Source organism: Micromonospora sp. NBC_01412, from assembly GCF_045040215.1.
Taxonomy (GTDB): Bacteria; Actinomycetota; Actinomycetes; order Mycobacteriales; family Micromonosporaceae; genus Micromonospora; species Micromonospora rubida.
In genome coordinates this window covers 5455254-5467779 of the sequence record NZ_CP109528.1, presented here as the reverse complement: position 1 = coordinate 5467779, position 12526 = coordinate 5455254, and the positions used below count along the sequence as shown (strand labels likewise).

The window sequence follows — 12526 nt, the reverse complement described above, 5'->3', positions numbered from 1 at the left end:
CAGTGTCCTTCCTGGGGGGATCAGCGGCCGGTGGCCGCGCTGGCGACGACGTCGACCAGGGTGGCGGCGACGGTCTCGACCTGGGCGTCGGTGAGGTTGGCGTGCATCGGGATCGCCAGGTGCCGGGCGAACAGGTCCGCCGACACCGGGCACGGGTCGGCCTGCCCGTAGAGCGGCTGCGTGTGCGAGGCGTACGTGCCGAAGGTGCACTGCACGCCGCGCTGGCGCAACTGGAGGGCGACCGCGCCCCGGTCCACCGAGGGGTCGAGGGTGACCACGTACGACTGCCACGGGTGTTCGCGGTCCGGGGCCTCGTACGGGGTGGTGATCAGCTCGTGGTCCTTGAGCAGCTCGCCGTAGCGGGCGGCGGTGCGCCGCTTCGCGGCCAGCAGGTCCGGCAGCCGGTCGAGCTGGGCGATCATGATCGCCGCGGCTACGTCGGAGAGCCGGTAGTTGTAGCCCAGCTCGGTGAAGGTCGGGATGGGCAGGTGGGACAGCTCGGCGCGGCTGAGCGCGCCCTCCACCCCGTAGGTGCGCAGCTTGCGGGCGTGCGCGGCGAGGTCCTCGCGGTCTGTGACGTACGCCCCGCCCTCGCCGGCGGTGATGCCCTTGCGGCCGTGGAAGCTGAAGGTCGCCACGTCGGCCAGGCTGCCGGCGGGACGCCCCTTGTAGGTCGCGCCGGCCGAGCAGGCGGCGTCCTCGACCAGGAACAGCCCGTGCCGGTCGGCGATGGCGCGCAGCTCGTCGTAGTCGGCGGGCTGGCCGAAGGCGTCGACGGCGATGATGCCGACGGTGCGCGGGGTGATCGCCGCCTCGACCGCGGCCGGGTCGACCGTCCAGATGTCCGGCCGGACGTCGGCGAAGACCGGCTTCGCGCCGGCCCACATCACCGAGTGGCCGGTGGCCGGGAAGGTGTAGTCGGCGACGACCACCTCGTCGCCGGGCTTGACACCGAGGGTGAGCAGCGCCAGGTGCAGCGCCGAGCCGCAGTTGCTGGTGGCGAGCGCGTGCCGGGTGCCGACGGCAGCGGCGAAGCGCTCCTCGAACCGGAGGCTGGTGGGACCGGAGCCCGCGAGCCAGCCGGAGGCGAAGACCTCGGCGATGGCGGCGAGTTCGGCCTCGCCGACCGTGGGTTGACCGAGCGCGATGACCTCAGACATGTGACTCCCCGAGAAATTGGACCCGCAGCAGTGTAGGCCACCCGTGCGGGTCGGACGCGAATCGGACGCGCCGGGCGACTTCGTTACCATCTGTGGCGGCGCCGGCAGGGGAGAATGAGATGACTAGGTTCGTGGTCGTGGGTGGCGGCATCGTCGGCCTGGCGGTGGCACACCGCCTGGTGACCGACCGCCCCGGCGACTCGGTGACCGTGCTGGAGAAGGAGGCCGGCTGGGCGGGGCACCAGACCGGCCACAACTCGGGGGTCATCCACGCCGGCGTCTACTACAAGCCGGGCAGCCTGAAGGCCACCATGTGTAAGGCCGGCAGCGCGTCGATGGTCGAGTTCTGCGACAAGCACGGCCTGTCGTACGAGATCTGCGGCAAGCTGATCGTCGCCACCGACGCGGCGGAGCTGCCCCGGCTGCGCGCCCTGCACGAGCGGGCGAGCGCCAACGGGCTGCCGGCGCGGCTGATCGAGGCGGCCGAGGCCGCCGAGTACGAGCCGCACGTGGCGGCCGTCGCCGCGCTGCACGTCTCCTCGACCGGCATCGTCGACTTCGGCGCGGTCTGTCGCAAGCTCGCCGAGCTGCTCGCCGCCGCCGGGGCCGACCTGCGCACCCGCACCGAGGTGACCGGGGTGGTCAACCGGCCCGACGGCGTGGTGGTCACCACCACCGCGGGCGACGTGGTCGGGGACGTGCTGATCAACTGTGCGGGGCTGCACGCCGACCGGATCTCCCGGCTGGCCGGGGTGCCCACGCCCGTGCGGATCGTGCCGTTCCGGGGCGAGTACTACGAGCTGACCCCGCAGCGGCGCGACCTGGTCCGGGGGCTGATCTACCCGGTGCCGGACCCGCAGTTCCCGTTCCTCGGGGTGCACCTGACCAAGATGATCGACGGCAGCGTGCACGCCGGGCCGAACGCCGTGCTGGCCACCGCCCGGGAGGGCTACTCGTGGGGGCGGTTCAGCCCACGCGACGTCTGGGACGAGCTGTCCTACCGCGGGCTGTGGGCGCTGGCCCGCCGGCACTACCGGTACGGCCTGACCGAGGTGGCCCGCTCGCTGTCGAAGAAGAAGTTCGCCGCGAGCCTGGCCCGGCTGGTGCCGGAGCTGACCCCTGCGGACATCGTCCCGGCCGGCGCCGGGGTGCGCGCCCAGGCGATCCTTCCCGACGGCGGCCTGGTCGACGACTTCCTGATCGTCGAGGCGGACCGGCAGGTGCACGTGCTCAACGCACCCTCCCCCGCCGCGACCAGCTCGCTGGAGATCGCCCGGCACATCGTGTCCCGGCTCCCGGCCGAAGCCGGGCGCTGACGGCGCCCAGGCTGCCGGTGGCGGGGCGGGGCGGGGCGCAAGGCCGTGAGCGGGCGGGGCGGTTCAGGCGGGGGCGGCCGGCGGGGTCACGTCCCGCTGCCTCGGCACGGTCGGGGCCGCGCCGAGGCCGGTCGCCACGGTCTCGACCAGCGCGTCGAGGTATGCCTGGGCCGGGGTGGACCGGGCGATCGCCAGCCGCCAGTAGAGCGGCCCGACGATGAGGTCCACGGCCGCGCCCGCGTCGGTGCCGGCGGGCAGCTCGCCGCGCTGGACGGCCCGGGCGACCAGCGACCCGCCGATCTCCTGCTGCTTGGCCCGCAGCACCACCTGGAGGGTCTCGTCGATCTCGGGGTTGCGGGCCGCCTCGGCCAGCAGGTCCGGGATGATCTGCGAGGCCAGCGGGTGGCCCAGGGCGTGGGTGACCAGCTTGAACAGCAGGGTGAGGTCGCCGCGCAGGGTGCCGGTGTCCAGCGTCGGCAGCTTGCTGCCGGCCGCCGCGACGACGATCTCCAGGACCAGTTCCAGCTTCGAGCTCCACCGCCGGTAGATCGCCGTCTTGCTGACCCCGGCCCGCCGGGCGACCGCCTCGATGGAGAGCCGGCCGTAGCCGACCGCGGCGAGCTCCTGCATCAGCGCGCTGCGGATGGCCCTGGTGATCTCGCCCCGGAGCACCGCCGCCCCGGCCGGCGCCCGCCTCTTCTCGGTGGTCACGACAGGCTCTTTCTCGGGCGTCACGGAAGGCTCTTCTCGGCTGTCACGTGGGACAATGTACCGCAACGACGCTACGGTTGCGTCCCGACGTGTTTATGGACTACCTTCCACGCAGCGACGAGGCGGCGCTCCACGCACCGGCCACGCTCGACCCGTTCGAATCCGTCGTCGCGCGCATCCCGTTGGTACGAAAGATCGGAGCGCCCATCCCATGGCCAACACCGCGCTGGCCGACCCCGACGCCGGCCTGACCCAGGCGCAGCTGGCCGCCCGGTACGGGCTGCGGGTCGCCGGCGAACGGCCGTCCCTGGCGGACTACACCCGCCGCCTGTGGGCGTACCGGCACTTCATCGCCGCGTACTCCAACGCCAAGCTGGTCGCCTCGTTCAGCAACGCCCGGCTCGGCCAGCTCTGGCAGGTGCTCACCCCGCTGACCAACGCGGCGGTCTACTACCTGATCTTCGGCCTGGTGCTGAGGCAGAACAGCATCCCGAACTTCATCGCGTACCTCACCGCAGGGCTGTTCATCTTCAACTTCACCCAGACCGCGGTGCAGAACGGCACCCAGTCGATCACCGGCAACCTGGGGCTGATCCGGGCGCTGCACTTCCCCCGGGCCTGCCTGCCGCTGGCCGTCATGCTCACCCAGTTCCAGCAGTTGCTGGCCTCGCTGGTGGTGCTCGTCGGCATCGTGCTGGTGACCGGCGAGCCGCTCACCGTCGAGTGGCTGCTGCTGGTGCCGGTGGTGCTGCTCCAGGCGTTGTTCAACGCCGGGCTCACCATGGCGGTGGCCCGGGCGGGGTCGAAGATCGCCGACCTCAAGCAGGTCATGCCGTTCCTGCTGCGCACCTGGATGTACGGCTCCGGCGTCCTCTACAACGTGGCGCTGTTCGAGGAGAACCTGCCCAGCTGGGCGACCAGGCTGGTCGAGGCGAACCCGATGCTGGTCTACATCGAGCTGGCCCGGCACGCGCTGCTGGAGGGGGCGCCGCTGCTCAACTCCTCGATGCTCCAGCTCTGGCTGTACGCGGTGGGCTGGGCGGTCGTGATGGGTGTGGGTGGTTTCATCTACTTCTGGCGGGGCGAACAGGAGTACGGCCGTGGCTGAGCACATCGAGACGTCCAACGACGTCACCGTGACGCTGCCGAGGATCACCGAACGCATCCCGACCGTGGTGGTCGACGACGCGCACGTGATCTACCGGGTGCACAAGGGCGCCAGCGGCGGCACCAGCCCGGTGGCCGCGCTGAAGCGGATCGCGTCCCGCACCTCGGCGCCGAACATCCGCGAGGTACACGCGGTCAAGGGGGTCAGTTTCACCGCGTACCGGGGCGAGGCGGTCGGGCTGATCGGCAGCAACGGCTCCGGCAAGTCCACCCTGCTACGGGCCATCGCCGGCCTGCTGCCGGTGAACCGGGGCGCGGTCTACACCCAGGGCCAGCCGTCCCTGCTCGGCGTCAACGCCGCCCTGCTCAACGACCTGTCCGGCGAGCGGAACGTCACGCTGGGCTGCCTCGCCATGGGCATGCACCCCGACGACGTGCAGCGGCTGGCCCCGGAGATCATCGAGTTCTCCGGGATCAACCAGCGCGGCGACTTCGCCTCGCTGCCGATGCGGACGTACTCCTCGGGCATGTCGGCCCGGCTGCGGTTCTCCATCTCGTCGGCGAAGAAGCACGACGTGCTGCTGATCGACGAGGCCCTCGCCACCGGCGACAAGGGCTTCCGCAAGCGCAGCGAGCAGCGGGTCCGCGAGCTGCGGGAGGGCGCCGGCACGGTGTTCCTCGTCAGCCACCAGCTCTCCTCGGTCCGGGACACGTGTGAGCGGACGATCTGGCTGGAATCGGGCGAGCTGCGGATGGACGGGCCCACCGACGAGGTGCTGCGCGCGTACGAGGACTTCTCCAACGGCAAGTAGTGCTCCGGCATCCGTACGGCGTCGTGCGGGTGTCGGCCCACCGCGTCGTCCCTGGGGGCGACGCGGTGGACGCGTTATGGTTCACCGGGCCGCCACACGGCCGTCACCCATCGTTCTGACATTCCCTGAGAGTTTCTGACATTCCCTGAGAGTGAGGATCGGCAATGACGCAGGACCACACCACTGGCCCGGACGCCACACCGGAGACCCCGGCGCCGTGGCGGCCCTCGCGGACGGTGGCGGTGGTGCTGGCCGGTGGCACCGGGACCCGACTGGGCCTGGGCATCCCGAAGCAGCTCCTGAAGATCGCCGGCAAGCCGATCATCGAGCACACCCTGGCGGTCTTCGAGGCGGCCCCCGAGATCGACGAGATCATCGTGCTGATGGCCGCCGGGCACGTCCCCGACGCCCAGCAGATCGTCGACAAGGCCGGCTTCCGCAAGGTCAGCAAGGTCATCGAGGGCGGCGACACCCGAAACGCGACCACCCGGATCGCCCTGGATGCCGTCGGCGAGGGCGACGTCAACATCCTCTTCCACGACGCGGTGCGCCCGCTGCTCAGCGGCCGGATCGTCCGGGAGTGCGTGAACGCGCTCTGGACCTACACGGCGGTCGACGTGGCGATCCCCTCGGCCGACACGATCATCCAGGTCGACGAGAACGAGTGCATCACCGACATCCCGGTCCGCTCCACCCTGCGCCGGGGCCAGACCCCGCAGGCGTTCCGCTCGGGCACCATCCGGGAGGCGTACCGGATCGCCGGGGGTGACGCGAACTTCGCCGCCACCGACGACTGCGGCGTGGTGCTGCGCTACCTGCCCGGCACCCCGATCAAGGTGATCGACGGCTCGGACGAGAACATCAAGGTCACCCACCCGGTCGACGTGCACCTCGCGGACAAGCTCTTCCAGCTCGCCGCCGCGCAGGCCCCCCGGCTGACCGACCACCGCAGCTACACCGAGGAGCTGACCGGCCGGACCATCGTCGTCTTCGGCGGCAGCTACGGCATCGGCCACGAGCTGACCGAGCTGGCCCGCCGCTACGGCGCGCAGGTCTTCCCGTTCAGCCGCTCCACCACCGGCACCCACGTCGAGCGGGCCGCCGACGTCGAGGCAGCGCTGAAGACCGCCTTCGAGGCCACCGGCCGCATCGACCACGTGGTGGTCACCGCCGGCATCCTGGAGAAGGGCGAACTGGCGGAGATGGACCAGGAGACCATGGACCGGGTCCTGCAGGTCAACTTCGTCGGCCCGGTCACCATCGCCCGGCAGTCCCTGCCATACCTGCAGCAGACCAAGGGTCAGCTCCTGCTGTACACCTCCAGCTCGTACACCCGGGGCCGGGCCCGCTACGCGCTCTACTCGGCCACCAAGGCCGCGCTGGTCAACCTGACCCAGGCGCTGTCTGACGAGTGGGCCGAGTTCGGCGTACGGGTCAACTGCATCAACCCGGAGCGCACCGCCACCCCGATGCGCACCAAGGCGTTCGGCGAGGAGCCGGAGCACACCCTGCTCGCCGCGGAGACCGTCGCCCAGTCCTCGCTGGACGTGCTGGTCTCCGAGCTGACCGGGCAGGTCATCGACGTCCGGCGGGCGCCGGGCGAGGGGGCCACCGCGAGCGTTCCCGCCCAGGGCGGCCCGGCGGCGACCCCGGCCACGGCCGGCTGAGCGACGACGGCCACCGCGGTACGGCGGGAGAAGCGGAAGCGACATGCGTGGTGACCTGGTCAGGAAGCTGACCGCCCGGGTGGCGACCACCGGCCTGGCGGTGCTGGCGTTCCTCTTCCTCGCGCTGACCGGGGCGACCGGCTGGGGGCTGGCGCTCGCGGTGGCGGCCCTGGCCGCCGCCGGCTGGGAGCGCCGGGTCCGGCCGGCCGCCGACAGCACCGCCGAGTCGGTGCTGCTCGCGGCCGGCATCCTGGTCGGGTACGCCCGCCGGCTCGACGCCGGCTTCGACCCGGCGCTGGCCGCCACGGCCCTGGTGCTGCTGGGGCTGGTGCTGCTGGTGGGTCCGCTGCGGCAGGCCGGGGACCTGGAGATCCGGGCCGCCAACCTCCCGGCCCGGTCGTGGGCCCCGCTGGTCGCCGGCCGGCTGGGCGACGCCCTGCTGGTGCTGCTCGCCGCGGTGGCGCTGGCCGCCGCGCTGGTGCTGCCGCCGTTCGTCGCCCTGCTGCTGGCGCTGGGCGTCGGCGCGGGCGCCGGGGCGGTGGCCCTGGACCTGGCCCGCCGGCGGTTCCGGCCGGGGACCGGGGGCGGGGCGGTGACCCGGGCGCTGCGGGCGCACCGGCCGGAGTTCCTGCTGCACTTCTCCGCCCCGCCGGGGTCGGAGTACCAGGTCACCATGTGGCTGCCCTACCTGGAGCGGATCGGCCGGCCGTTCCTCGTGATGGTGCGGGAGCCGGAGTTCCTCGCCCCGATCGCCGCGGCCACCACGGCCCCGGTGGTGTACTGCCCCACCCTTAAGGCGATGGACGAGGCGCTGGTGCCGAGCCTCAAGGTGGCGTTCTACGTCAACCACGGGGCGAAGAACAGCCACTGCATCCGGTTCACCCAGCTCACCCACGTGCAGATCCACCACGGCGACAGCGACAAGGCGCCCAGCGCCAACCCGGTCTCGGCGATCTTCGACCGGATCTTCGTGGCCGGCCCGGCCGCGATCGACCGGTACGCCCGCGCCGGGGTGGACATCCCGGCGGAGAAGTTCGTCGTGGTCGGCCGGCCGCAGGTCGAGTCGATCGAGGTACGCCGGGAGCAGACCCCCGGCCTGGCCAACCCGACGGTGCTCTACACCCCGACCTGGACCGGGCACCACGCCGACGCGAACTACTGCTCCCTGCCGGTGGGCGAGACCATCGTCCGGGGGTTGCTGGCCCGGGGCGCGACGGTGATCCTGCGCGCCCACCCGTACACCGGGCAGAACCCGGCGTCGGCGCGGCAGCTCGCCCGGCTCACGGAGCTGCTCACCGCGGACCGGGCCCGCACCGGCCGGCAGCACGTCTGGGGCGCCGCGGCCAGCCGGGAGATGTCCCTGGTCGACTGCGTGAACCGCTCCGACGCGCTGCTCTCGGACGTCTCCGGGGTGATCTCCGACTACCTCTACTCCGGCAAGCCGTACGCGGTCACGGACATGGGTGGCGACGGCGACCGGTTCGTCGAGCTGTTCCCCCTGGCCGGCTCCGGCTACGTGCTGCGGCGCGACGCGGCCAACCTCGACGAGGTGCTCGGCCACCTGCTCGACACCGACCCGCAGGCAACGGCCCGCTGGGCCACCCGCTCCCGCTACCTGGGCGACTTCCCCACCCAGCAGTACGCCGAGGCATTCCTGACGGCAGCCCGCCACGAACTGACCCCAACCTGGACCCCACCCACCCCCCGCCCAACCACCCCTCTTCCCTCTCACCCCCACCCCCACCCCCGACCCCCGCGTTGATCAAGAAGTTTGCGTCAGGGTTGGGCGCAGAGCCGACGGAAACCTCTTGATCAACGGGACCGTGTCCCGTCAGAGGTGGGGGGTCAGGAGGGATAGGACGGCGGCGGGGTTTTCGACGTGTGCGTTGTGGCCGAGGCCGGGCAGGGTGGCCGTCGGGACGGCCAGTTCCCCGAGTTGGGCGTCGGTGACCATGGGGTCGTGCTCGCCCCGGGCCAGGAGGACCGGGACGTCGACGGCGGCCAGCAGGGCGGGCAGATCCGGTGCGCCGACCCCGAAGACCGCGGGGTCCATGGCCAGCCGCCACCGGCCGCCCTCCCGGCGCAGCCCGGCGTCCACCACGGGATCGTCCGGGGCGACCAGCCCGGCCAGGCCGGACACCCGCAGGTAGCGGCGGGCCGCCTCGTCCCGGGAGGCCAACCAGGTCACGGGGCGGGCGGCCAGCTCGCGGGCCCGGTCCAGCTCGGTGGCCGACCAGGCGACCTTGATCCCGAGACCGACCACCGCGTCGACAGGCAGCCCTCGGCCGCGCGCGGCCAGCGCGAGGCCGACCACCCCGCCAAGCGAGTGCCCGAGCACCACGAGCCGGTCGCCGGGGCGCAGCCCCTCGGCCACCCGGTCGGCGAGCCCGGCGAAGGTGTAGACCGACGGCGCCGGCGACCAGCCGTGGCCGGCCAGGTCGGGCGCCAGCCACCGGCCAGGCCAGCGGCTCTCCAGCAGCGGCGCGCAGGGCAGCCACACCTCCCCCGTGCCGCCCATGCCGTGCAGCAGCAGAGCCACGCGCCGGGTACCCGTGTCGTCGGTCACGCAGCGCAGTGTCGCACCGCGCGGCCCGCCGGGCGAGAGGCCGGACCGGGACACGACACGGACCGGGGCGGGACACGACACGGACCCGGGCGGGACACGACACGGACCCGGGCGGACCGGGTCGGGGCACGGGCGGGGCGGGGTCGGACCGGGGCGGGCGACGGGCGGCCCGGCCGGGGTGAGACGGCACCGGCCCCGGCTCACAGGGTGAGCCGGGGCCGGTGGGGGGAGGGCGATCAGGCCGAGTAGCCCCTGGTCGCCGCCCAGTGCGCCAGGGCGGTGGTGCTGATCCAGTACGCCGGGACGGCCGGGTTCGCCGAGTCGGCGATCCGTACGGTGCTGCCGTTGTTGCGGTAGCCGACGACGGCGATGTAGTGGCCGCCGGGGAAGGAGTGCCAGCCGCCGTCGACGTCGGTGGCGTCGCCGGCGATGTTCACCACGACGCCGCGCCCGGCGCCGACCGCCGTCACCACGTCGGCCTGGAGCCGGTCGATCTGGGCCCGGGTGGCGGCGCCGCCCGGGATCATCCGGGTCCGGTACGGGTCGCCCTTGACCATCTCGTTGAGCACCCGGGTGGTGTCCTCGGCCGAGTTGGTGCCCATCTCGGTGGTGCCGAGGCGGCTGGCCAGCCCGTCCTGGTTGCTCCCGACGCCGGTGGCGGAGAGCGCGTTGCGAACCGCCGCGGGGCCGCAGTAGAAGTAGGTGGTCTGCGCCTGGTAGTCGTAGTCGAGGGACTTCGACGACGGCGGCTTCGGGGCGGCCGCCTTCGCCGTGGTCTGCTTCGGGGCCGCCTTGGTGGTCAGGTCGGGGTTCGGCGCGGCCGTGGTGGCGCTCGGCGACGGCGAGGCGCTGGGCGACGCGGTCGCGCCGACCCGGGCCTGGGCGCGGCTGGCCACGCCGTCGAGGCGGGGTGCGATCTCGGCCACGGCGGCGTTGGTGGTCTGCCGCGGGGCGGGGGTGTCGTCGGCGCCGGCCAGCAGCACACCGGTGCCGGAGGCCAGCAGGAGCGCCGCGGCCGAGCCGGCGACGACCTGGTACGGGCGCTCGGTGGCGAGACGTCGCAACTGCCGCTTGAGGTGGTCGTTCACGTGTTCCTCCACGGGGGTGGGGCGGAGAGCGGGGCACCCGGGCATGCGTCGTCGCACGGCGGCGCGGACGAGACGTCCACGGCCGGTGGGGACCGCTCTGGGAAGACGCCCGGTCAGCCGGGCGTACGGGCGGGTGCGCGGGTCAGCTCGTCAGCCCAGGGGCGACGGACGCGGGCACCATGGCGCCGCAGTGGAGGAACAACCGAGGGATGGGGTCGCGCTGCACGAGGATGGCACTCCTTCCGACACCGCCTACCGGGTTAGCTGACGGATTCGGGCGGGAAGATCGCCCTACCGCAGGCCGTGGCCCGCGGATTCACCCCACACTGCATTGGGTCCCCGGTTCGTGATGGTCACGATTGAGCGGGTCGGCGCGGCGTCGCCTCTTGCGATCGGGTACCGCACCGGACGGGCCGACATTACTGGCCGGTCGAAGCCCTGCCAACCCCCTCCCACCTGCCTAAACCCTCTCCGATCAACTTTCTTGCGGCACATTGGGAACTGACGTGACTCAATGGGATTACGGGCCTTCGGGGTGCCGCAGGGCGACAACCGGACGATTGGTCGTGATCGTCGGTGAGTTGTGTCGGCCGATCCACCCCGATGGGTCGACTGCCCGTTTACCCGAGCGACGTGACCGGCATCACCCAAGAAATCCGGGGCCGGCCACCGCGACGCCCGGATCGGGTCAGCTACCGCCCGGATCGGGTCAGCCGGCCCGGGCCGGACGCCAGCGGGCGGCGGGGACGATGCGGCCGGCCGCCGCCGTCGCTGCCCGGGGCGTGGGCGACCGGACGGGGCGGGCCCGCTCCGCAGCGGCGTACGCCTCGACGGCCAGCGTCCGGGCGGCCTCGGCGGCCAGCTCGGCGTCGCGCCAGGCCGCCCGCTCCCGGGCCACCGCCGCCCGGTGGCCGGCCTGCCTCCCGTCCCGCACCGCCCGGGCCAGCACGACCTCCTGCTGGGCCGGGTGCAGCCGGGGGTTCCAGCCGCCCCGGTGCGCGAAGACGTCGCAGAGCTGCCGGATGGACAGCTCGCCGCGCAGGTGGGCGGCCGTCGCGGCGTGGTGCAGCCAACGCTCCCGGGCGGCGTACTCGGCGGGGGTTCGGGGGGTGCGCGGCGCAGGCAGGGCCCCCGCGCCGGAGAAGCGCCGCGCGGCGGCCTCCGCCTCGTCGTACGCCTGCCAGGCCCGATCGAGGGCGTCCTGGGCGGCCAGCCACGCTTCGCGCCGCCGGCGGGCGGTCCGGGCGGCGCCGACGGCGGCCACCCCCACCTCCTCGGCGTACCGGCGCAGGTCGGTGGCCTCCTCGATGACCGGGTCGACGGCGGGCGGGGCGGGGTCGACCGCCGGCCGGTCCCGCTGCGGGCGGGCGACCAGGGCGGTGAGCACCCCGAGCGCCACCACGAGCAGCACCGACCAGATGGCGGCGGCCAGCGGCACCTCGACGAGGAACTGGTAGAGAACGATGTCCATGGTCGGCACCTCACGGAGGGTGGATGCGGGAAGCGGGCTCCGCGCGCCACCGGGTGGGGCGCGGGGCGCCACCGGGCCGGGCGGACGGGTGCGGTGGTGAGGTTTCGCGAGAGGGCGGTGTCGCGGGCGGGTCAGCCGCGCGGCGGCGCGCGCGACCCGGCGGTCGCCGGGGCGGGGCCGACGGGCATCCGGGGCGCCGGGGCCGGGTCGACCACGGACCGGCCCGCCGGGCCGGGCGGGACCGCGGCGGGGTGCGCGGGGGCGGCCGGGGTGTCGGCGGCGGCCCGGCCGGGGCCGGCCGCGCGCACCCCGGCGGCCGGGGCGGGGCCGTGGTCGGACGCCCCGATGGCGGGCGTGCTGCCGACCAGGGACCAGGCCGGCACGGGGTCGTGGTCGGGAGCCCCGACCACGGGCAGGCTGCCGGCCAGCGACCAGGCCGGGGCTTGGCCGCCCGCGTCGGCGGGCGGCGCCGGGTCGAACGACAGCGATCCGGCGCCCAGCGAGAAGGCGACCGCGACGGCCAGGCTGGTGAGCATCCGGGCGGTCCAGCGCGCGACCCACCACAGGGGGCAAGTCGGCGCGACGGGAAGCACCCGCTCACGCTACCGAAGCCGGCCGCGGGGCGCAC

At 73.7% G+C, this 12526-nt stretch carries 11 protein-coding genes and 1 riboswitch; of the genes, 5 read left to right on the top strand and 6 right to left on the bottom strand.

Annotation, left to right across the window (positions count from 1 at the left end; genetic code table 11):
- Positions 1-20: 20 nt before the first annotated feature.
- Positions 21-1160, bottom strand: coding sequence for a DegT/DnrJ/EryC1/StrS family aminotransferase (locus OG617_RS24170; RefSeq protein WP_405095258.1), 1140 nt, complete (start codon positions 1158-1160; stop codon positions 21-23).
- A 119-nt stretch (positions 1161-1279) separates the two neighbouring features.
- Between OG617_RS24170 and lhgO the strand changes: the two genes are divergently transcribed.
- Entirely contained in the window at positions 1280-2476 is a 1197-nt protein-coding gene (lhgO, locus tag OG617_RS24165) for an L-2-hydroxyglutarate oxidase (RefSeq protein ID WP_405095257.1), read from the top strand.
- A gap of 63 nt (positions 2477-2539) precedes the next feature.
- Here the strand turns inward: lhgO and OG617_RS24160 are convergent, their stop codons facing one another.
- Complete coding sequence (locus tag OG617_RS24160; protein ID WP_405103932.1) at positions 2540-3148, bottom strand: TetR/AcrR family transcriptional regulator; 609 nt, start codon at positions 3146-3148, stop codon at positions 2540-2542.
- Between the two features lie 250 nt (positions 3149-3398).
- Here OG617_RS24160 and OG617_RS24155 point away from each other — a divergent pair, with 250 nt between their 5' ends.
- From OG617_RS24155 to OG617_RS24140, 4 genes are all read left to right on the top strand, one after another.
- Entirely contained in the window at positions 3399-4295 is an 897-nt protein-coding gene (locus OG617_RS24155) for an ABC transporter permease (protein WP_405095256.1), read from the top strand.
- Positions 4288-5106, top strand: coding sequence for an ABC transporter ATP-binding protein (locus OG617_RS24150; RefSeq protein WP_405095255.1), 819 nt, complete (start codon positions 4288-4290; stop codon positions 5104-5106). Before OG617_RS24155 ends, OG617_RS24150 begins: the two co-directional genes overlap by 8 nt.
- Before the next feature lie 164 nt (positions 5107-5270).
- Positions 5271-6773, top strand: coding sequence for a D-ribitol-5-phosphate cytidylyltransferase (locus OG617_RS24145; protein ID WP_405095254.1), 1503 nt, complete (start codon positions 5271-5273; stop codon positions 6771-6773).
- Positions 6774-6816: 43 nt separating this feature from the next.
- Complete coding sequence (locus tag OG617_RS24140; RefSeq protein WP_405095253.1) at positions 6817-8535, top strand: CDP-glycerol glycerophosphotransferase family protein; 1719 nt, start codon at positions 6817-6819, stop codon at positions 8533-8535.
- 69 nt (positions 8536-8604) lie between these two features.
- On the opposite strand, the gene OG617_RS24135 is transcribed toward OG617_RS24140, so the two are convergent.
- The 4 genes from OG617_RS24135 to OG617_RS24120 form a co-directional block, all read right to left on the bottom strand.
- A complete protein-coding gene (locus OG617_RS24135; RefSeq protein ID WP_405095252.1) occupies positions 8605-9339 on the bottom strand; it encodes an alpha/beta fold hydrolase in 735 nt (244 codons plus the stop codon).
- A 236-nt stretch (positions 9340-9575) separates the two neighbouring features.
- The gene (locus tag OG617_RS24130; protein ID WP_405095251.1) at positions 9576-10472 is read right to left on the bottom strand and encodes a C39 family peptidase; all 897 of its coding nucleotides are present in this window, start codon (positions 10470-10472) and stop codon (positions 9576-9578) included.
- 189 nt (positions 10473-10661) lie between these two features.
- Positions 10662-10803, bottom strand: a riboswitch (cyclic di-AMP (ydaO/yuaA leader).
- A 333-nt stretch (positions 10804-11136) separates the two neighbouring features.
- On the bottom strand, positions 11137-11898 hold the full coding sequence (locus OG617_RS24125) for a hypothetical protein (protein ID WP_405095250.1): 762 nt from the start codon (positions 11896-11898) through the stop codon (positions 11137-11139).
- A 131-nt stretch (positions 11899-12029) separates the two neighbouring features.
- On the bottom strand, positions 12030-12491 hold the full coding sequence (locus OG617_RS24120) for a hypothetical protein (protein WP_405095249.1): 462 nt from the start codon (positions 12489-12491) through the stop codon (positions 12030-12032).
- Positions 12492-12526 lie beyond the last annotated feature (35 nt).

Bases quoted from the DNA above. Each gene is read 5' to 3' on its own strand.
- lhgO (WP_405095257.1), top strand. From the start codon at position 1,280: ATGACTAGGTTCGTGGTCGTGGGTGGCGGCATCGTCGGCCTGGCGGTG.
- OG617_RS24140 (WP_405095253.1), top strand. From the start codon at position 6,817: ATGCGTGGTGACCTGGTCAGGAAGCTGACCGCCCGGGTGGCGACCACC.
- OG617_RS24125 (WP_405095250.1), bottom strand. From the start codon at position 11,898: ATGGACATCGTTCTCTACCAGTTCCTCGTCGAGGTGCCGCTGGCCGCC.
- OG617_RS24145 (WP_405095254.1), top strand. From the start codon at position 5,271: ATGACGCAGGACCACACCACTGGCCCGGACGCCACACCGGAGACCCCG.
- OG617_RS24155 (WP_405095256.1), top strand. From the start codon at position 3,399: ATGGCCAACACCGCGCTGGCCGACCCCGACGCCGGCCTGACCCAGGCG.
- OG617_RS24170 (WP_405095258.1), bottom strand. From the start codon at position 1,160: ATGTCTGAGGTCATCGCGCTCGGTCAACCCACGGTCGGCGAGGCCGAA.
- OG617_RS24130 (WP_405095251.1), bottom strand. From the start codon at position 10,472: ATGCCCGGGTGCCCCGCTCTCCGCCCCACCCCCGTGGAGGAACACGTG.